This window comes from Streptomyces sp. NPDC050658 (assembly GCF_044457025.1).
Classification (GTDB): domain Bacteria; phylum Actinomycetota; class Actinomycetes; order Streptomycetales; family Streptomycetaceae; genus Streptomyces.
The window spans coordinates 527,331-545,879 of record NZ_JBITGM010000006.1; the positions used below are offsets into that span (position 1 = coordinate 527,331).

Genomic DNA, 18,549 nt, shown 5'->3' on the forward strand with positions numbered 1-18,549 from the left:
GGGGTTTTGTGTTGCTTGGGGTGTGGTGCGGCAGAGGGTCGGTCGGTGTGTCAGTGGTGGTGGGCGCCGGCTGGGGCGCGGCCCGGCTTCTCGCCGGGTTTGGTCACCAGGAACTGGCCCATCATGCCTTGGTCTTCGTGGTACAGGATGTGGCAGTGGTACATGTACGGCACGGTGCGATCGCTGTGGTCGCGGAAGCGTAGGGCGAGGCGGAGCCGGACGCCGGGGCGGGTGTGGACCGTGTCCTTCCAGCCCGCGAGTTCGGGGGGCGGCGGTTTGCCGTCGACGGAGAGCACCTGGAACTGCACGTCGTGCACGTGGAAGTTGTGCTGGGTGTCGTCGATGGCGGTGACCTCCCAGACTTCGGTGGCGCCCCGCCGCACGGTGAAGTCGATGCGGCGCATGTCCATGCTCTTGCCGTTGATCGCGAAACCGCCCAGCTCGAACTTCCGGTCGACGGCCGTGTTCCTGGCGGCCAGCGCCGGTGCTGCGGCGAGCTGATCCGGCAGCCGGGGTGAGGGCTTCAGCGTGCGCGCCGCGCGTAGTTCGAGGATGTCCAGGGTGTCGTCCCCGCCGGAGAACCGGTTGCTGAGGAAGTTCAGGCCGAGGTCCGGCGGGAAGCTGCGCAGCACGACCCGCTCGCCGGGGCGCATCGTGACGACGATCTCGGCGCGCTCGCCCGGGGAGAGCTGGATGCGGTCGGCCCTGTGCGGGGCCGGCAGTAGTCCGCCGTCGGTGCCGATGAGCGCGAAGGGGCGGTCGTCGGTGAAGCCGAAGCGGTAGATGCGGGCGCTCGAGGCGTTGAGCAGCCGCAGCCGGATCCGTTGGGTGGTGACCGGGAGGTACGGCCCCGTGGTGCCGTTGACGCAGATCACGTCGCCCAGGAGGCCGACCTCGCTGAGCCGCGGGTGGCTCTCGACGAGCTGGTTGCCGTCGTCGAGGCGCTTGTCCTGCACGACGACGGGGATGTCGTCGATCCCGTAATGGCTGGGCAGCGAGCTGCCGTCGGGGCCTGCGGGCTCCGTCTTCGGGTCGTCCAGGATGAACAGGCCCGCCAGCCCCCGGTACACGTGCCGGGCCGTTTCCCCGTGCGGGTGCGGGTGGTACCAGAGGGTGGCCGCGGGCTGGTCGATGGTCCAGGTCGGAGACCAGGTCCGGCCCGGCTCGACCGGCTGGTGCGGGCCGCCGTCCATGCGGGCGGGCAGGTGCATGCCGTGCCAGTGCAGGCTCGTCGGCTCCCGCAGGCCGTTGTGTACGTGCACGAGTACGGTCTCGCCACGGGCGGCCCGGAGCGTGGGCCCGAGGTAGGAGCCGTTGATGCCCCAGGTCTTTGTCGGGCGGCCGGCGCGCAGCCGGTGCTCGCCGCGCGCCGCACGGAGCTTGAACACCTTGCGGCCCTTGGCGTCGCGGCGTGCGGGTGCCGGCGGCGGGATGGCCAGGCGTCTGTTGAACGCGACGCGGCCGGCGGTGTCGATGTCGGCGGACGACCAGAACCATCCGAGCGTGCCGCCCGCGCCGAGCGCGGCGGTACCCACACCACCGAGACCGACCTTCAGCAGTGTGCGGCGCTTCACCGGTCCACCCCGGCGGTGCGGGTGGGGGCCGGTATCCGATGGGTCGGCATGCGATCGCTCCCGTGTTCTGTGGGGGTCACTTCTCGGCGGCGGGCTTGGTGTCGGGGGCGTAGATGAAGGAGAAGCGCTCCATGACGTTGCTGCGCTCGGTGTTGTGGAACGCGGCGATCCGCCAGGTGTCGTCGGTGTCGCGGACCAGGGTGAAGGTGGTCACCTTCGAGAGTTCGTCCGCGCCGGGCTTGTCACCGGTGTAGTCGGCGCCGCGGCTGGTGAGGACGGCGACGTCCTTGGTCAGGAAGCGCATGTCGAGGTACCTGGAAGCGAGCTTGCTGTCCTTGAGGAAGCCCTTGAAGAGCGCGCGGTGGCTCGCGGTGATGTCGGCGCGGCCCTCGTAGTGGCTGCCGATGTAGGTGGTGTACGTGCCGTCCTCGGTGAACTGGCGGCCGTACGCCTCCGCGTCACCGCGCTCCCAGGCGTCGGCGAGGGCGTCGAGGGTGGCGCAGACGGCCCTGCCGTCGCGGCGGTCGGCGTCGGCCGGGATCACCTCGGCGCAGGTTTCGGCACCGGTGCGCTGCACGTCGGAGGTGGCGTCGAGCCAGAAGTATCCGCCGGCGGCCATGACGGCGAGGGCGAGCGCGCTGACGCCCAGCACCCGTTTGACGGTGCGGCGGCGGTTCCTGGGCCGACGGGTCTCGGGTCGACGGGTCTTGGCGGCGGCTGTTTCGGTGGCGGCTGTTTCGGTGGCGGTGCTGTTTTCGCTGGTCTCGGCGGTCTCGACCGGGATCTGGGTGCTGGTCATGGGCGTGCCCTTCCCTTAGACTCTTCCTCAGAGAGCTTTCTTCGTTGAAGAAGCCTCTTCCTTGGAGAAGAGATTAGGGAGTGGGTGAGGGGATGTCAACGCCAGCCGATGCGTCACGCATCTACCGGCGGTATCTGAGCGCGGTGATGTTGCACGGCCATGCCAGTGCCAAGTCCTGCGGGCTGGGTGCGACCGACCTGTACGCGCTCAACACCCTGGAGTTGTCCGGACCCTTGACGCCCGGCGAGCTCGGCGCCCGCACCGGGCTGACCACCGGGCCCACCACCCGGCTGATCGACCGCCTTGAACAGGCCGGCTACGTCCGCCGTGCCCCCGATCCCACCGATCGCCGCAAGGTGATCGTCGAGCCCATCGGCCAGCCGGCCGAGCTCGACGAGGTGATGGCTCCCGCCCGCGAGCAGATCGCCCAGATCCTCCGCAGCTACAACCCCGACCAGCTGAAGGTCCTGTTCGACTACTTCCACCGCGCGGCCGACGCCTACCAGCACACGGCCGAACAGCTGCGCGGGACCCATCCCTCCTGAAGCCGCGGGCTGTTAGGGGGAGGGGGGAGAGGGGAGGGGGGAGAGGGTCGAGCGTCCTGGAGAAGGGGGATACCTCCTGAAGGAGGGGGCTACGTCCTCGCCCACTGCTGGGAGGCCTTGCCCGAGGCGCAGGTGGCCGTTGCGATGCCGCCTCCGTATGCCAGGTCCAGGCAGCCGCCGTTCGAAGTGCTCTTCAGGGTGTTGCCTCCGCCCCAGCGCCAGAGGCGGGACGAACCCTGGGTGCAGTCGCCGACGAAGACCGCCTGGCCGAGCATGTTGGCCACCAGGCAGGCGCCGGACTCTTTGTTGACCACCTTGAAGCTGTTGTTCTCCGCGCTCACCGTCTTCCATACGGCGCTCGCCTCGGAGCACGTGCCGTTGTCCGCGGCGCCGTATGTCTGGGTCAGGCAGACGCCGGTGTCGGCGTTCTTCAGGCGGAAGGTGCCTGTGGAGGGTGCCTGTGGGGGTGGGTCGGAGGCCGGTGGGTTCGGGGTGTCGCCGCCGGAGGCGTTGTCGTCGCCGTCACCGGGGGAGTTGTTGTCGGAGGAGGCGTCGCCGTCGCCGTCGCCGTCGCCGTCGGGTGAGCCTGAGTCACTGGAACCCGCCCCTCCGTCGCCGCTCGGCTGTTTCCCCTTCTCGTCCTCCGGGTTCTTCCCCTCCTTCCGGTCCTCGTCCTCCTTCTCCTTCTCCTTTTCCTTCTTGTTCGGCTTCTCCGAAGGGTGCTTCGTCTGCTCGCTCGCTCCCGGCGTCGGTGCCGTCACCTCGGCCGATGGTGTTGAGCCCGCCGCCTGGTCGGGAGTCGTCACGTACGGCAGGTTCTGGAGGGCCAGTGTTGTGCCTGCCGCGATCACGATCACCGGTAGTGCCGCCAGTGCGATGCGGGTGCGGCGGCGTTCTCGGCGTGGGGGTTGTGCCGTCTCGGCCGTCTTCGGCAGGGGCGGCGGCTCCTGCGGGGCCTTCTTCGCGAACGCCGAGCGTTCCGTCAGGATCGTGTTGATCGGGGGTGGCCAGGCCGTTGGTGCCGGTGCCGGTGCCGGTGCCGGTGCTGGTGGGGCGTGGCGGTCCGTCAGGGTCAGGAGATCCGCCGCCGTGGGGCGGGCCTCCGGGTCCTTGTCCAGGCAGGACGCGACCATCTCGGCCAGGCGGGGGTCGTACTCCCGTACCGGGGTCAGGTCCGGTTCGTCGTGCACGATGCGGTACAGGGGGCTGCCCTCTGCCCCGTCTGCGAACGGCCAGCGGCCGCCCGCCGCGTAGCCGGCCAGCAGGCCCAGCGTGAAGATGTCGGAGGCGCTGGTCAGGCCTCTGGTCCCGGTGGCCTGCTCGGGGGACATGTAGGCCGGAGTGCCGACTATCAAGCCGGTTCGCGTCAGCTGGCTCTGCTCCGCGGCCCTGGCTATCCCGAAGTCGATGAGGGTCGTGCCGTCGAGCGTCAGCATGATGTTCGACGGCTTGAGGTCGCGGTGCACCATGTCCAGGGCGTGCACCGCCTTCAGGCCCGCCGCGATCTCCCGCAGCAGGCGCCATACGGCGTCCCCCGGCAGGGCCCCGTGCTGCTCGACCGCCTCGGCCAGCGTGATGCCCGGTACGTACGCCGTGGCGAACCAGGGCGGCTCCGCCGTGCGGTCGCTCGCCAGGAGGGGTGCGGTGGCCTCGGCCGGCAGCCGGGCGAGGTTGTCCATCTCCTGGCCGAAGCGCCGCAGGAAGCCCACGTCCTCGGCGACCACCGACGCCAGCATCTGTTTGACGGCCGCGTATCTGCCGTCCGTGACGCCCAGGTACACCCGGCCCATGCCGCCGGTCCCCAGCCTGCCCACCAGCGGGATCGTCCCGATCCGCCGCGGGTCCTGTGCGCGCAGCGGCTCGGCGCCGCTGCCCGCGAGGTCGAAAACGCCGTCCCCGGCTGCCCCGTTCACGCTCTCCCCGTTCCCCGGCCTGCGCGGCCGGGCCCGTGCCGGTCCGTGCACTCCCCCCGTCCGCACGGACGGACACAGGTCCGGGCACAGGGTTCAGTTTGGATCAACGCCGTGGGGATTGGAAGAGATTTCTAGAAAGTAGTTTCAGTTCCGTGGGGGAGCGGCTCGGTTCAGCGGGCGTATGAGCCCAGGCCCACCAAGCAGTAGACGTACTCGTTGATCGTCGTTCCGTTCAGCGTGTAGCGGGAGGAGAAGGCGTACTGCGTCTGGGAGTTGTCCTCGCACGCGCTCAGCTCCGACGTCATCGGGATGCTCTCGATCACCCGGTAGTGCGCGTCCGACGCGGAGCAGTCCACCTCGTCGATGTCGCTGACCTCCTGCGCGGTCTCGGAGTCCGGCAGCGTGCCGTTCAGGCAGGTGCCCGAGTCGTAGGGGCTGGGGGCCGCGCTGCTGGGCGTTGCGGGGTCGGAGTACGAGGGGACGTTCGTGGGGACGTCCGTGGGGATGTCCGTGGGGATGTCCGTGGGGATGTCCGTCGGCGGTTCGTAGCTGCTGTAGCTGGACGGTGTGGAGCCCGGTGACGCCGTGCTCTCGTCGTCGTCGCCCTGATTCGCGACGAGTACGGCGATGACGACCGCTGTCGCGACGCCGAGTACGGACAGGCAGCCGCGGGCGAGGGCGCCGGGCCGGGGTGTGGGGGACGTGGGTTCAGGCATCGGATCAGTGTGGATCAGGCGACGCCTTGTTTGGAGCGTGTTTCTAGAAATTCATTCTAGAAGTGATGTGCCTTACGCTGGGTGTCACCATGAGCCCCAAGCAGCAACGCGGTGCGGAAACCGCCGACCGACTCCTGGACGCCGCGCTTCAGGTGTACGCCGAGGCCGGCGAGCAGGGCGTCACCGTGAGCGCCCTCACCAAGGCCAGCGGTGTCAGTCTCGGCAGCCTGTACCACCACTTCGGCAGCGTCGACGGCCTCATGAACGCCCTGCTGGTGCGCTGGCTCGGCCGGCTGCTCGGCGAGCTCGTCGCGCCGGTGCAGCGGTCCCGGACCGCCAAGACGGGGATCCGCGCCCTTGTGCGTACGTACCTGACGTTCATCCAGGAGAACCCCGACGCCGCCCGCCTGGTCCACTCCTACTACGCCGACCGGCTGATCATGGACCAGGCGAAGCAGCTCCGCGACGCGCAGGAGGCCCGCCTCTCGCCGCTCGGCGTCTGGGCGCAGCAGCACATGGAGTCGGGCGAGATCGTCCGGTTGTCGGTGCCGATGGTCGAGGCGCTGGTCATGGGACCCGTCATCGCGACCGCCCGCCGCTGGCTCTCCGGGATCGACGACTCCGATCTTGAGGAAGCGGTGCGGGTCCTGCCGGAGCGGATCTGGCGGTCGATCAGCGCCTGAGGTGCTTTGAGGTCCCTTGGGGTGCTTTGTGATGCCTTGTGATGCCTTGTGATGCCTTGAGGAGCCTTGTGATGCCGTGAGGTCCCGTGAGGTCCCGTGAGGTCCCGCGAGGTCTCATGAGATCGCTTGGGGCGATCAGCGGTTCAGGTACGCCAGGACAGCCAGCACCCTGCGGTTGTCCGTGTCCGACGGGGGCAGGCCCAGCTTCGGGAAGATGTTGCCGATGTGCTTGGCGACGGCCTTCTCCGAGATGACCAGGGCCTCCGCCGTGCCCGCGTTGGAGCGGCCCTGGGCCAGGCACGCCAGGACCTCGCGCTCGCGTGGCGTGAGGCGGGACAGGGGCTCGTCGCGGGTCTTGGCGAGGAGGAGCCGGGAGACCACGTCGGGGTCCATCGCCGTGCCGCCCTCGGCCACCCGCCGGATGGTGGCGATGAAGTCGGCGCCGTTGGAGACCCGCTCCTTGAGGACGTACCCGATCCCGGTGGAGCCGGAGGCCAGCAGTTCGCGGGCGTAGAGCGGCTCGACGTACTGGGACAGGAGCAGGATCGGCAGCCCGGGGGTGTGGGCCCTGGCCCGGAGCGCCGCGCGCAGGCCGTCGTCCGTGAAGTCGGGAGGCAGGCGTACGTCGACGATCGCGATGTCGGGCGGGGCGGTGGATCCGGTGGATCCGGTGGATCCGGTGGATTCAGGGGATCCGGTGGTCAGGGCCTTCAGGAGATCCGGGCCGTTGTCCACCGCCGCGACCACCTCGTGGCCGAAGGCCTGGAGCAGGCGGCTGATGCCGTCCCTCAGGAGGAAGTGGTCTTCTGCGAGGACAACACGCACGGGAGCTCCATCGTCACCATGGTCGGGCCGTTGAGGGGGCTGCTCACGGCGAGGACTCCGTCGAAGGTGGCGAGGCGGCGTTCGATGCCGCGCAGGCCGGTGCCCGCCGAGATGTCCGCGCCGCCATGGCCGTCGTCGGTGACGGTGATCCGCAGCGTGCCGTCCTCGTGGCGGATGTCGATCCAGGCCCGCTCGGCACCGGAGTGCTTCGCCGCGTTGGTCATGACCTCCGAGACCGCGAAGTACGCCGCCGACTCCACCGGGGGCTCCGGGCGGCTCGGCAGGTCCGACTCGACCTCGGTGCGCAGCGGGGACAGCATGGCCAACGAGCGTACGGCGTCGGCGAGTCCGCGGTCCGCGAGGACCGGCGGATGGATGCCGCGGACCAGGTCGCGCAGCTCCTGGAGGGCCTTGACGGAGGACTGGCGGGCCTCGACGAGCAGGGCGCGGACGGCCTCCGGATTGGACTCCAGGAGGTGTTCGGCGGCGTCGAGGGTCATGCCCATCGCGACCAGGCGGGCCTGCGCGCCGTCGTGCAGGTCGCGTTCGATGCGGCGCAGTTCGGCGAGCTGGGTGTCGACGGCGTCGGAGCGGGTGGTGGTGAGGTGCTCGATGCGCCCGGCGAGGAGTTCGCTCTCGCCGGGCGCCAGCAGGGCGCGCAGACAGCGGTGGTGCAGGCGGACGGCGCGCGGGCCCGCCCAGTAGACGGCGAGCGGGAACTGGAGTACGCCGACGACTCCCGCGAGCGTGGCCGTGGCCCAGCCCTGCACCGGGATGAACAGGTACCAGATGCTGCCCCAGGTCTCGGACAGCTGCGCACCGAAGAAGGCGGTCGTCAGGCCCCAGAGGCCGCTGAGGATCAGGGCGAGCGGGGCGAAGGCGATGAGCCCGCCGACGAAGGGGTCGAGGCTCACCCAGCGCCAGTCGCGCCAGAACTGGTTGTCCTTGGTGCGGAGTTGCGCGCGCAGGGCTTTGGCGGTGGGCTCTTCGGAAGCGGCCTCGGTGGGAAGCTGCGGGTAGGGGGCCGGGATGTCCACGCCCGACCACTCCTTGGCCAGGCGGCGCTGACGGTCGGCCAGTCCGCGTACGGCGCGCATGGTGCGCGGAAGCAGCGGCAGGCCGAGGCCGCTGCCGAGCAGTGCGTGCACGACGTGCAGCCACAGCGAGAGCCAGCACGCGCGGTGCGCGAGGCCCCAGAGGACCAGGGAGCGCTTGAGGCCGACGGGGCCCTCGCGCGGGGTGAGTCGACCGGCCGCGGGCTGCGGGTTGCGCTGTCGTATGCGGGACATACGGCGATTATGGGCGGGCCCGCGGGGCGTTGTCGGTGGTGAAAACTCCCCTCTTCGGGCAGTCTTCGAGCAGCCTTCGGGCAGTGGGTTCGAGCCGGTCGTGTACGTCGGTTCAGTGCCGCAGCGCTCTGCCGATCTCCGCCTTCGGGGTGCCGGAAAGGCTGCGGTTGCTGCGTGCCGTACCGGACTTGGAGGCTCCGGGGTCCACGCCGTCGATGTTCATGACGACCGTGTCGAGGAGATTGCCGTCGCCGTCACGGAAGTCGACGGAGACCGTGTAGTCCGCCTTCTTGTCCGTGCTGTTGGTGGCGGTGATCTCGGCGGTGGTCCGGTCGCCGTCGGCTTTGGTGGCGCCGTCCGTCTTCACGTCTCCCTTGGCGTTCACCCCGTCCTTGACCTGCGCCATCTTGGAGGCCGCGGCCTCGGTCGCCTCGGCGACCGCCTCACCGGCCTTCGCGGTCGCCGATGCGACGGAGTCCTTGGCCTTGTCGACGTCCTCCTCGGAGCAGCCGGTGACCGTGAGGGCGAGCAGGGCGGCGCAGGCGGCGGCCGCGGCGATGGGGGTGCGCTTCATGCGGCCACCCTCCGGGGGCTGGGCGGGGGGCGCGAGGCGGGGCGGTCCGTACGGGGGATTTCGTACGGAGATCTTGGATACGGGGACTCTGTACGGGGACTCCGTACGGGGACTCCGTACGGGGACTCCGTACGGGGACTCCGTACGGGGGTGAGGGCGTCGCGGGTCAGGCGGTGATCCGGGAGAGCCACTTGCCGACCGCCGCGTTGAACGCCTCCGGGCGTTCCAGGTTCGGCAGGTGGGCCGCCGATTCCACCACGCACAGGTCCGCGCCGGGGATCGCCTCGTGCATGGCCTCGGCGTCGGCCACCGGCGTATAGGTGTCGTCACGGCCGACGACGATCAGGGCAGGGACCGTGACCTGGGTCAACAGGGTCCGGTAGTCGGGGCGTTCGGCCCGTCCGCGCAGGGCTGCCGCCGCGCCCTCCGGCGGGGCCGCCAGCATCATGCTGTGCACATGGGCCGAGGCCTCGCGGTTGTACGGCGCCGCCATCTTGTCCAGGACCTCGTCCGCGTACGGCTTCATGCCCTCGGCGAGCAGGCGGTCGGCCAGAGTGTTGCGCCAGACCTTGCCCTCGGGCGTCTCGGCGGCCGGGAACGTGTCCGCCAGGAGCAGGCCGCTGATCCGCTCGGGGAAGAGGCGGTAGCACTCCATGGCGATCTGGCCGCCCATGGAGAGGCCGCCGAGCGCGCAGCGGTCCACGCCGAGGTGGTCGAGGAGGGCGAGGACGTCCGCGGCGAAGGTGGCGAAGGGAGTGGTGCCGGGGACCACCTCCGACTCGCCGTAGCCGCGGAGGTCGGGGGCGATGACGCGGTGGGCCGGGGAGAAGGCGGTGCGCTGCGGGGTCCACATGGTGCGGTCGAAGGGGTGGCCGTGGATCAGGAGCAGGGGCGCCCCTGGGGCGCGGGAGCCTGCCGTGCGGGAGCCCGCGGCGCGGGGGCCCGCGGCGCGGGGGCCCGCGGCGCGGGGGCCTTCGTCGTCGTAGCCGATGGTGAGGCCGTTGAGCTGTGCGGTTGCCATGGTGAACGAGGCTAGGTGCGGGGAACTCCGCGGTGCAATAGGGTCTTTGCTCTCGGTGCAATGTGCGCGGGGTGCGCGGGCGGGATGCGGTGCTCTGGGTTGGGGTGGGCCTGTGTTCGGGGCCTCCTGCCCGCGCACCGCCCGTTACTGCCAGTTGGAGGAGTCGGACTCTCTCGTGGGGGTCCCCGCCGTCGGCGGCCTCGGGTCGTGAGTGGAGAAAGGCTGGTTCCGTGTCTCGTGACTACCGCGTCGTCGCCGATGAGATCGCCGGGGAGATCGAGCGCGGCGCGCTTCTTCCCGGCGATCAGCTGCCCACCCAGCGCGCCTTCGCCCGGCAGCGGCGCATCGCCAACTCCACCGCCATCCGCGTGTACGGCGAGCTGGTGCGCCGCGGGCTCGCGGTGGGCGAAGTGGGGCGTGGGACCTTCGTCAGGGCCGCGCCCCCGCACCCCGGAGGGTCCGCCTCGCTCGCCGAGCGGCCGCGGGGAGCGGACGTGCCGCCGGTGAATCTGGAGCTCAACTACCCCGTGACCGAAGGGCAGTCCGAGCTGATGGCACGCGGCATCGCCCCGCTGCTCCGCCCCGACGTCCTCCTGGAGGCCACCCGCCCGGCGGCCGCCGACGGCACTCCCCAGGCACGTGCGGCCGCCGCCGAGCTGCTCGCCCGCCCCGGCTGGCGCCCCGACCCCGCGCACATCCTCTTCGCGGGCAACGGGCGGCAGGCCATCGCCGCCGCGATCTCTTCCCTCGTACGCCCCGGAGGCCGGCTCGGTGTGGAGGAGTTGACGTATCCGCTGGTCAAGGCCATCGCCGAGCGGCTCGGGGTGAGTCTGGTGCCGGTTGCCGTGGACGAGGAGGGGATGCGGCCGGACGCGCTCGCCGCCGCCCACCGCGGTGCGTCGCCGCTCAGTGCGGTCTACGTGCAGCCGACGCTGCACAATCCGTTGTCCCTGACGGCGGGTGTGGAGCGTCGGCTTCAACTGGCGGCTACTCTTGGCGAGTTGGGGCTCTTCGCGATCGAGGACACCACCTGGGCCTTTCTGGCGGCAGCCGCAGACGGCGGCGCCGTCCCCGCTCCCCTTGCCGCCCACGCCCCCTCCCGCACCGTCCTCGTCGACAGCCTCTCCAAACGGCTCGCACCCGGACTCACCGTCGGCATGCTGGCCGCGCCGCCGGATCATCTGGACGTCCTGGCGCGGACCCTGCGCTCCGGGGCCTGGACGGCGGGCGGGGTGAATCTGGAGGCCGCTGTGCGGTGGTGCGGGGACGGGACGGTGGACTCGGTGGTCGCCGCCAAGCGGGCGGACGTGGCGGCGCGGCACCGGATCGTGCGGGAGCGCATCGGGGCCGAGGCCCGCGTGGGCCGGATCCGCACCGATCCGCACAGCTACTTCTGCTGGTGGGAGCTGCCCGCGCGGTGGCGGACCGAGACCTTCGTGGCCGCCGCGGCCGAGCGGGGTGTCGCCGTGACGCCGGGTTCCGCCTTCGTGGTCGGCGAGCGGGCCGCGCCCGGCGCGGTCAGGATCGGGCTCGCGTCGCCGCCGCCGGAGGTGCTCGCGGGCGCCTTGGACGTGTTGGCCGATCTTGCCCGGAACCCCGGCTCCCGGGCCGGTGTCGATGCGAGGATGCCCCGATGAGCGAGACGGTGGAGTTCGTGCGGTTCCAGTCGCCCGTACGGCATGAACGCGGCCATTTTCCCGGGGTGTTCGTGCTGGTCAACGGGCTTGCGCGGGAGGGCAGGCTGACCCCGGAGCAGGAGCGTTTCCGGCGGGTCAACAACGACTGGTACGACGCCGCGTACCCGACTCCGTCGAAGGTCGACCCGGCCGTGTACGACGACGAGTTCACGCCGGGAGCCGTGGCCTGGTTCAAGTCGACCGCCACGCATCTGATCGAGCGGGTGCCGGGCTATCTGGAGATCCTGGACGCGCACGGCGTGGAGTGCCGGAAGGTGCGGTCGTCGGATCCGGGGCGGGTCGTGTACGAGGACGAGTTCCAGGTGGTGGTCGTGCCCTACGGCACCCAGTGAGTGAACGGCCGTCGGTGAGCGAAACGGCCCTCGGTGAGTGAACGGCCCTCGGTCAGTGAACGGCGTCGGTGAGTGATTGGTGTGGGGCGCGTGAGCAAATCGTGCCGGTATCCGGGGTGTGGCCGGATCGCCGTGGGCTCGGACCGAGGGTAACCCCTCAGTAGCTCCGGCCCTCGATTCCACCCCGTGCCAGGCGTCGCGATGCCGCGCGTTCCCCAACTCGCCTGCTGAGCAAGGGAATTCACTGTCGTGCGCGGAGGATGACCAGACCCGGCCGCGGCGGCGTCACTCCCCCGAGCTGCGCGATTCGCGCGAGCACCGCCGTGGCCGGTTCCGATGCACTGATCCCATCAGGGCCCGCCAACCGATCGCTAACATGAGGCCAACGGTTGGCGGGAGATGGCATGGGCATGCGGTGCGAGTTGCGGTTCGGACTCCTCGGGGCCCCCGCCGTGTACGACGTGGACGGCGAGCCGCAGCCCGTGCAGAGCGCCAAGGGGCGGGCCCTGCTCGCCGCGCTCCTGCTCGAACCGGGCCGGGTGGTCTCCGTCGAGGCCCTCAAGGACGCGCTGTGGGGCGACCATCCGCCCGCTTCCGCGCACGCCTCGCTGCAGAACCACGTGACACGGCTGCGCCGGCTCCTCGACGACCCCGACCGGCTGCGGGCGGTACCGCCGGGCTACCGGCTGCGGGTGGCGGAGGGTGAGCTCGACGTACGCGTCTTCGAACAGCTCGTCTCGCGGGCCCGGACCGCGCACGCCGAGCGCGCCTGGGACGGCTGCGCGCGTGCCGCCACCGACGCGCTCGCCCTGTGGCGCGGCACCCCGCTGGACGGGCTGCCGGCGGACGCGGCGGGCCACGCGCTGGTCCCGCGTCTCGAAGAGGCCCGCCTGCTCGCCCTGGAGCTGCGCTACGACGCCGAGCTGGCCCTCGGTAAGGGTGCCGGACTCGTCCCGGAGCTGGCCGAGCTGGTCGCCGAGTACCCCTTGCGGGAGACCTTCCACCGGCAGCTGATGCTGGTCCTGCACCGCGCCGGACGGCAGGCGGAGGCGCTGGCCGTACACCGGGAGCTGCGGCGCAGGCTGGTGGAGGAGCTGGGCGTGGAGCCGGGTCCCGCGGTGCGGGAGGCGCACCGGGTGGTTCTCCAGGAGCCCGTGGGAGCACCTGAGCCGCAGCCGCAGCCGCAGCCGCAGCCGCAGCCGCAGTCGCTGTCGCAGTCGCTGTCGCAGTCGCTGTCGGAGTCACAGTCGTCGTCGGAGTCGTCGGGTTCGGAGTCGGGCGCGACGCCGGGAGCCGAGGGGAACGCGGCCGCTATGACCTCGACCTCGACCTCGACCTCGACCTCGATCTCGGCCCCGGCCCCGGCCCCGGCTTCCGCTCCCGCGCCGGTCGCCCCCGCCCAACTCCCGCCGTCTCCACCGCACTTCACCGGACGTACCGATGTGACCGAGGCTCTTTCGCGGCTGCTAGCCGGGGCCGGTGCCGGGACCGGGACCGGGGCCGGGGGCACGGCGGACGGGGCCCGAGGCGTGGACAGCGGCCGGACGCCGCCCGTGGCCGTCGTCTCCGGCATGGCGGGCGTGGGCAAGAGCGCCCTCGCCCTGCATGTCGCGCACGGACTGCGCGAGCTTTTCCCGGACGGCCAGCTCTACGTCAATCTGCACGGCGCCACCCCCGGCATGACCCCCCTCACCCCGGACCAGGCGCTCGGCGCGCTGCTCCGGGACCTGGGTGTCGAGCCGCAGCACAGCCCCGACCACCCCGACGCTGCGGCCGCGCTGCTGCGTTCGCTGCTCGCGCCCACCCGCACGCTGATGGTCCTGGACGACGCGGCGACCGCCGCGCAGGTGCGGCCGCTGCTTCCGGCGGGGTCCGGCTGCGCGGTCATCGTCACCAGCCGGTCGCCGCTCGCCGCGCTCGACGGTGCGGGGCGCTTCCCTCTGGAGCCGCTCTCCGGAGGGGACAGCGCCGCGCTGCTGCGTGCCGTGTCCGGGCGGCCGGGGCTGGACGCCGGGCATCCGCTGGTCGAACTTGCGGGGCGGCTCCCGCTGGCCCTGCGGATCGTCGCGGCCCGGCTCGCCGCGCGGCGCGCGCTGACGCCGGACGCGTTGGCGGACCTGCTCACCGCGAGCGACGGACGGCTGCACCACCTCGAACACGACGACCTGAGCGTGCGCCGCTCGCTCGCCGTCGCCCTGGACGCGCTGTGCACCTCGGACCGGGAGACCGACCGGGACGCGGCCGCCGCGCTCGCCCGGATCGGCGCCGTGGACCTGCCGACGTACGGAGTGCCGCTGCTCGCCCGGCTGTTGGGGGTTCCGGAGCGGCGCGCGGAGGCCGCGCTCGACCGGCTCGTCGATGTCGCGCTGCTCGACGAGACGGCGTACGGCAGATACGCCCCGCACGACCTCGTCCGCGATTTCGCGAGGGAGGCGGCCCGCGAGGACGGCAGCGGGGCCACGGACGCGGACGTGGCGGAGAGGGCACTGCACTGGTACGCGGAGTCGGCCCTCGGCAGCCTGCTGGCGATCATGCCGGACGGCCTGGACCGGGACGACCGGATGCGGGGGGTGGTGGAGCGGCTTTCGGAGCGGCGCGGGGGTGCCCTTGCCCTGGGGGGTTCAGCGGATGCGCCGGGCGGTTCGGCGGATGCCATGGGGAGTTCGCCGGATGCCGTGGGAAGTTCGCCGGATGCCATGGGGAGTTCGGCCGACGCCGTGCCGTCGATGACCACCGACGAGGCCTTCGCCTGGGGGGACACGGAGCTGGTTAACGTCATCGCCGTCGCCGACCGCTACGGCCGTTCGTCCGCGCTGCTCCCCGTCCTGGTCCGCTGCATCTTCTCGTACCTCAAGCGCCGTGGCCGCCTGGCCGAGGCGGATCTGCTGACCCGCCTCGCGGTGACCGCCGCACGGCGCAGCGGCGACCGCGAGGCCGAGGCGCAGGCGCTGACCGACCTCGCGGGGCTCAACTACGTGTCGGGGCGCAGTGGCGCGGCGCTGGAGCGGATCGACGAGGCGCTGGCCCTGTGGCAGGAGCTGGACCATGTGTCGTGCGTCCACCGTGGTGTCATCAACCGCGGTCTGCTGCTCGAAGCCCTGGGGCGGCACGAGGAGGCGGCCGACGCCCTGCGGCAGAGCCTGGACCTCGCCAGGGGCCTGGACGATCCGTTGAGCGAGGCGTTCGCGCTCAGCAATCTCGGCAACATCTACGAGCACACCGACGCGCGCGCCGCGATCGACTGCCACGAGCGGGCGCTCGCCATCGCCGAGTCCGTGGGGCACGTCGGGGTCCGCCAGGAGGCGCACTGCGACATCGGCTTCTCCCATCTGGCCCTCGGTGAACCGGCTGTCGCGCTCAAGCACTTCGAGGAGAGCCTGCGCATCCACGACGAGGGCGAGGACTGGCACAACGAGTCCCGCGTGCGGCTCGGCATGGTGCGCGCCCTGCGCGAGATGTCCCGCACCCAGGACGCGACGCGCGAGTGCGACGAGCTCCTGAAGCACGCGGAACAGCGGGCCGACGCCCATCGCGCGGGCCTGGCCCGCCATCAGCGCGGACTTCTTCTGTACGCCGACGGGCGCGCCGAAGAGGCGTACGCGCAATGGAAGGCGGCGCTGGCTTCGCTCGAAGGCACGGACAGCAGTGAGGTCGTGGAGGAGCTGCGCGAGCTGCTGGCGGACGCGGACATGCCGAGCCGGATGCCTTGAGGTCGACGGGTCCTGCGCCTTGAGGTCGACGGGTCCTGCGCCTTGAGGTCGACGGGTCCCGCGCCTTGAGGTCGACGGGTCCTGCACCTTGAGGCCGACGAGGCCCGTGCCCCGAGACCGCGGCAGCCCAGCGGCTACTTCGCGTCGGCGTAGCACTCCACCACGGCCGTGGTGAACGGAAAGCGCACCGGTGTCTCGCCGAACGCGATGCGTCCCGCCAGCTCCCCGGCCTCCCGGATCGCCGTCACGACGGCCGGTGCCTCCTGCTCGGGGCAGTGCACGATGACCTCGTCGTGCTGGAAGAAGACCAGCTCGGAGCGGAGCCCGGAGTCGGCGATGGTCTGGCGGAGCGCGGCCAGCATCAGCAGGGCCCAGTCGGCCGCGCTGCCCTGGACGACGAAATTGCGGGTGAATCGGCCGCGGGCGCGGGCGTTCGTCGAGGCGTAACCGGGCGTGAACTCGCTCTCCTGGGCGGCCTGTTCGGTCTCGTCGCCGCCCTGCGGGAGGCCTGCCTCGTCGAAGTCGCCGGCGCCGGCCGCGGGCGGGCTTGTCCTGCCCAGCCAGGTCCGTACGAGCCTGCCGTCCTCGCCCGCCTTCGCCGCGTCGTCGACGTACGCGACCGCGGCCGGGAATCTTCGGCGCAGCGCCGCCAGGTTCTTCAGGCCGTCCCCCGACGTCTGGCCGTAGACGGCGCCGAGGAGCGCGAGCTTGGCGTGGTCGCGGTCGCCCGCGAAGGCACGGTCGGACAGCCGGGTGTAGAGGTCCTCGTCGCTGCCCGCGACCTCCATCAGGCCCCGGTCGCGCGAGATCGCGGCGAGGACGCGCGGCTCCATCTGGTCGGCGTCGGCGACGACGAGCCGCCAGCCGGGGTCGGCGACGACCGCGCGGCGGATGACCTTGGGGATCTGCAGGGCGCCGCCGCCGTTCGTCGTCCAGCGGCCGCTGGTGGCGCCGCCCGGCGTGTACTCGGGGCGGAAGCGGCCGTCGCGCACCCAGTCCTGGAGCCAGCTCCAGCCGTGCGCGGTCCAGATCCGGTACAGCTTCTTGTACTCGACCAGGGGCTTCACGGCGGGGTGGGCGATCTCCTCCAGCTCCCAGCGCCGGGTGGACCTGACCTTGATGCCGGCCTGCGCGAAGGCCTTGATGACGTCGGCGGGCAGATCGGGGCGGACGCGGCGGCCGAAGGCGGCGGAGACCTCGTCGGCCAGCTCGGCGAGGCGCCTTGGCTCACCGCCCGCCGCGTTCCGCCCGCCGCTCGCGTAGCGCTCGCCGAGGAGGTCGGTGAGCAGGGCGTGGTGGACGTCGGCGCGCCAGGGGAGCCCCGCGACGTTCATCTCGGCGGCCACCAGCATCCCCGCCGACTCGGCCGCGGTGAGCAGTCGCATCCGGCCGGGGTGCTCGGCGGCCGCATGTCTTCGCTCCTGCTCGGCATAGACCTCCAGCAGCGCGTCGAAGGGGAGCGGGGTGACGGGGGAGGGCTCGAAGAGTGAGTCCTGGGCGCCGGGGGCGGCCGCTCTGGCGGGCGGGTCGGGCGGCACCGGGGCGTTGTGCAGCCGGGCCCAGGCGGCGGCGGCCGAGCGGGGCTCGCCGAGGCGGCCCTCGTGGGCGAGGAGGAGCTGCTCGGCGACCTCGATGTCGTAACACCTGGGGATCCGGGCGCCGGCGGCGAGGAGCCGCGGATAGATCTCCGGGGTGGAACGCCAGACCCACCGGGTCACATGCGGCCGGTCGCGGACGGCCGCGGCGAGGTCGGGCTCGCGCAGCACGGGGCCCGCGGGGCGTGCGTCGGGGCCGAGAGGGGCGAGCTCGGCGCCGCCCGCCTCGGTCGCCGCGATGGCCCACCGGTCGGTCATGCGATCGAGTCTGACAGCCGCCACTGACAATCACCGGGACGCCGCTTCCCCGCGGCCTCGGGCGGGCGTCCCCGACATGCGGGGTGCGTCCGGCGCTGCGAGGCTCGGGGCATGAGAGTGGCCCTTGCGCAGACCGACTGCGCCCTCGGCGAGGTGGACGACAATCTCGCGGTGGCGCGGGAGCAGATCGGGCAGGCGGCGGCGCAGGGGGCGGACCTCGTCGTCTTCCCGGAGCTGAGCCTGCACGGCTACCACCTGGGCGGTCTGCACCGGGACACGTCCCTGGACGCCACGGACGCACGGCTCCTGGAGCTGTCGGCGGCGGGCCCCGACGTCATGGTCGGCATCCACGAGCGGACGAGTCTGCGCGCGTACAACACATCGGCGTACTACGCCGACGGCCAACTCCTCCACGCCCACCGCAAGTTGTACCTCCCCAACTACCTGGCCTGGGAGGAGCGCAAGCACGTGAGCCCCGGCCAGCACTTGCGCGCGTACGACCTGCCCGGCGGTTACGGCCGCGCCGCGACCCTGGTCTGCAATGACGCGTGGCAGCCGGTGCTGCCGTGGCTCGCGGTGCAGGACGGGGCGGAGGTGATCATCGTCCCCACGAACAGCGCGGCCAGCCTGGATCCCGAGGCGATGGACACGGGCGTGTACTGGGACACGCTGCTCTCCTACACGGCCCGGATGCTGCAGTGCTGGGTGGTCTTCGTGAACCGCGTCGGCAATGAGAACGGGGCGTCCTTCTGGGGCGGTTCGCGGGTGGTGGACCCACGGGGCTCGGTGGTGGCACAGGCACCCAAGTGGGAGCCGGCGCTGGTGACGGTGGACATCGACGTCCACGAGTCCCGCCGCCACCGACGGGCGGTACCGCTGGTGGCGGAGGCGCGGCTGGGGTTGATCGACCGGGAGGTACGGAGGTTGATCGACGAGGGCGGGGACAGCTAGTTCTGGCGGGGGCGCCTTCTGCGGGCTCTCCGTGGGTGCGCTTTTGTGTGCGGGTGCGTTGTGGCTG

At 71.8% G+C, this 18,549-nt stretch carries 15 protein-coding genes; 6 read left to right on the forward strand and 9 right to left on the reverse strand.

Annotated elements, in window-relative coordinates; genetic code table 11:
* Positions 1-50: 50 nt before the first annotated feature.
* Complete coding sequence (locus tag ACIBKX_RS23695; protein ID WP_363273743.1) at positions 51-1,574, reverse strand: multicopper oxidase domain-containing protein; 1,524 nt, start codon at positions 1,572-1,574, stop codon at positions 51-53.
* A 76-nt stretch (positions 1,575-1,650) separates the two neighbouring features.
* Entirely contained in the window at positions 1,651-2,373 is a 723-nt protein-coding gene (locus ACIBKX_RS23700; RefSeq protein WP_363273742.1) for an SgcJ/EcaC family oxidoreductase, read from the reverse strand.
* Between the two features lie 92 nt (positions 2,374-2,465).
* On the opposite strand from ACIBKX_RS23700, the gene ACIBKX_RS23705 reads away from it, so the two are divergent.
* A complete protein-coding gene (locus tag ACIBKX_RS23705) occupies positions 2,466-2,918 on the forward strand; it encodes a MarR family transcriptional regulator (RefSeq protein WP_363273741.1) in 453 nt (150 codons plus the stop codon).
* Positions 2,919-3,007: 89 nt separating this feature from the next.
* Here the strand turns inward: ACIBKX_RS23705 and ACIBKX_RS23710 are convergent, their stop codons facing one another.
* Together ACIBKX_RS23710 and ACIBKX_RS23715 are read right to left on the reverse strand one after the other, a co-directional pair.
* Positions 3,008-4,831 (reverse strand): protein kinase, encoded by a 1,824-nt coding sequence (locus ACIBKX_RS23710; RefSeq protein WP_363273740.1) that lies wholly within the window; start codon positions 4,829-4,831, stop codon positions 3,008-3,010.
* Positions 4,832-5,001: 170 nt separating this feature from the next.
* Positions 5,002-5,547, reverse strand: coding sequence for a hypothetical protein (locus tag ACIBKX_RS23715; RefSeq protein ID WP_363273739.1), 546 nt, complete (start codon positions 5,545-5,547; stop codon positions 5,002-5,004).
* Between the two features lie 89 nt (positions 5,548-5,636).
* Here ACIBKX_RS23715 and ACIBKX_RS23720 point away from each other — a divergent pair, with 89 nt between their 5' ends.
* The gene (locus ACIBKX_RS23720) at positions 5,637-6,230 is read left to right on the forward strand and encodes a TetR/AcrR family transcriptional regulator (protein WP_363273737.1); all 594 of its coding nucleotides are present in this window, start codon (positions 5,637-5,639) and stop codon (positions 6,228-6,230) included.
* Between the two features lie 135 nt (positions 6,231-6,365).
* Here the strand turns inward: ACIBKX_RS23720 and ACIBKX_RS23725 are convergent, their stop codons facing one another.
* The 4 genes from ACIBKX_RS23725 to ACIBKX_RS23740 form a co-directional block, all read right to left on the reverse strand.
* The gene (locus ACIBKX_RS23725) at positions 6,366-7,055 is read right to left on the reverse strand and encodes a response regulator transcription factor (protein ID WP_363273735.1); all 690 of its coding nucleotides are present in this window, start codon (positions 7,053-7,055) and stop codon (positions 6,366-6,368) included.
* A complete protein-coding gene (locus ACIBKX_RS23730; protein ID WP_363273734.1) occupies positions 7,019-8,344 on the reverse strand; it encodes a sensor histidine kinase in 1,326 nt (441 codons plus the stop codon). The genes ACIBKX_RS23725 and ACIBKX_RS23730 overlap by 37 nt, the downstream gene beginning before the upstream one ends.
* Positions 8,345-8,456: 112 nt before the next feature.
* Positions 8,457-8,918: a hypothetical protein gene (locus ACIBKX_RS23735; RefSeq protein ID WP_363273733.1), complete on the reverse strand. Its 462-nt coding sequence runs from the start codon at positions 8,916-8,918 to the stop codon at positions 8,457-8,459.
* A 166-nt stretch (positions 8,919-9,084) separates the two neighbouring features.
* On the reverse strand, positions 9,085-9,939 hold the full coding sequence (locus tag ACIBKX_RS23740) for an alpha/beta fold hydrolase (RefSeq protein WP_363273731.1): 855 nt from the start codon (positions 9,937-9,939) through the stop codon (positions 9,085-9,087).
* Between the two features lie 230 nt (positions 9,940-10,169).
* On the opposite strand from ACIBKX_RS23740, the gene ACIBKX_RS23745 reads away from it, so the two are divergent.
* The 3 genes from ACIBKX_RS23745 (at position 10,170) to ACIBKX_RS23755 (ending at position 15,678) form a co-directional block, all read left to right on the forward strand.
* Positions 10,170-11,576, forward strand: coding sequence for a PLP-dependent aminotransferase family protein (locus ACIBKX_RS23745; protein WP_363273729.1), 1,407 nt, complete (start codon positions 10,170-10,172; stop codon positions 11,574-11,576).
* On the forward strand, positions 11,573-11,968 hold the full coding sequence (locus ACIBKX_RS23750; protein WP_363273728.1) for a hypothetical protein: 396 nt from the start codon (positions 11,573-11,575) through the stop codon (positions 11,966-11,968). Before ACIBKX_RS23745 ends, ACIBKX_RS23750 begins: the two co-directional genes overlap by 4 nt.
* A 410-nt stretch (positions 11,969-12,378) precedes the next feature.
* Positions 12,379-15,678 (forward strand): BTAD domain-containing putative transcriptional regulator, encoded by a 3,300-nt coding sequence (locus ACIBKX_RS23755; RefSeq protein WP_363273847.1) that lies wholly within the window; start codon positions 12,379-12,381, stop codon positions 15,676-15,678.
* Between the two features lie 134 nt (positions 15,679-15,812).
* On the opposite strand, the gene ACIBKX_RS23760 is transcribed toward ACIBKX_RS23755, so the two are convergent.
* On the reverse strand, positions 15,813-17,531 hold the full coding sequence (locus ACIBKX_RS23760) for a bifunctional 3'-5' exonuclease/DNA polymerase (protein WP_363273727.1): 1,719 nt from the start codon (positions 17,529-17,531) through the stop codon (positions 15,813-15,815).
* A gap of 111 nt (positions 17,532-17,642) precedes the next feature.
* Between ACIBKX_RS23760 and ACIBKX_RS23765 the strand changes: the two genes are divergently transcribed.
* Positions 17,643-18,482, forward strand: a complete 840-nt coding sequence (locus ACIBKX_RS23765; protein ID WP_363273726.1) for a nitrilase-related carbon-nitrogen hydrolase — start codon at positions 17,643-17,645, stop codon at positions 18,480-18,482.
* Positions 18,483-18,549 lie beyond the last annotated feature (67 nt).

Coding starts and splice junctions, on each gene's coding strand:
- ACIBKX_RS23700 (WP_363273742.1), bottom strand. CDS start 2,373: ATGACCAGCACCCAGATCCCGGTCGAGACCGCCGAGACCAGCGAAAAC.
- ACIBKX_RS23705 (WP_363273741.1), top strand. CDS start 2,466: ATGTCAACGCCAGCCGATGCGTCACGCATCTACCGGCGGTATCTGAGC.
- ACIBKX_RS23715 (WP_363273739.1), bottom strand. CDS start 5,547: ATGCCTGAACCCACGTCCCCCACACCCCGGCCCGGCGCCCTCGCCCGC.
- ACIBKX_RS23720 (WP_363273737.1), top strand. CDS start 5,637: ATGAGCCCCAAGCAGCAACGCGGTGCGGAAACCGCCGACCGACTCCTG.
- ACIBKX_RS23730 (WP_363273734.1), bottom strand. CDS start 8,344: ATGTCCCGCATACGACAGCGCAACCCGCAGCCCGCGGCCGGTCGACTC.
- ACIBKX_RS23735 (WP_363273733.1), bottom strand. CDS start 8,918: ATGAAGCGCACCCCCATCGCCGCGGCCGCCGCCTGCGCCGCCCTGCTC.
- ACIBKX_RS23740 (WP_363273731.1), bottom strand. CDS start 9,939: ATGGCAACCGCACAGCTCAACGGCCTCACCATCGGCTACGACGACGAA.
- ACIBKX_RS23750 (WP_363273728.1), top strand. CDS start 11,573: ATGAGCGAGACGGTGGAGTTCGTGCGGTTCCAGTCGCCCGTACGGCAT.
- ACIBKX_RS23755 (WP_363273847.1), top strand. CDS start 12,379: ATGCGGTGCGAGTTGCGGTTCGGACTCCTCGGGGCCCCCGCCGTGTAC.
- ACIBKX_RS23760 (WP_363273727.1), bottom strand. CDS start 17,531: ATGACCGACCGGTGGGCCATCGCGGCGACCGAGGCGGGCGGCGCCGAG.
- ACIBKX_RS23765 (WP_363273726.1), top strand. CDS start 17,643: ATGAGAGTGGCCCTTGCGCAGACCGACTGCGCCCTCGGCGAGGTGGAC.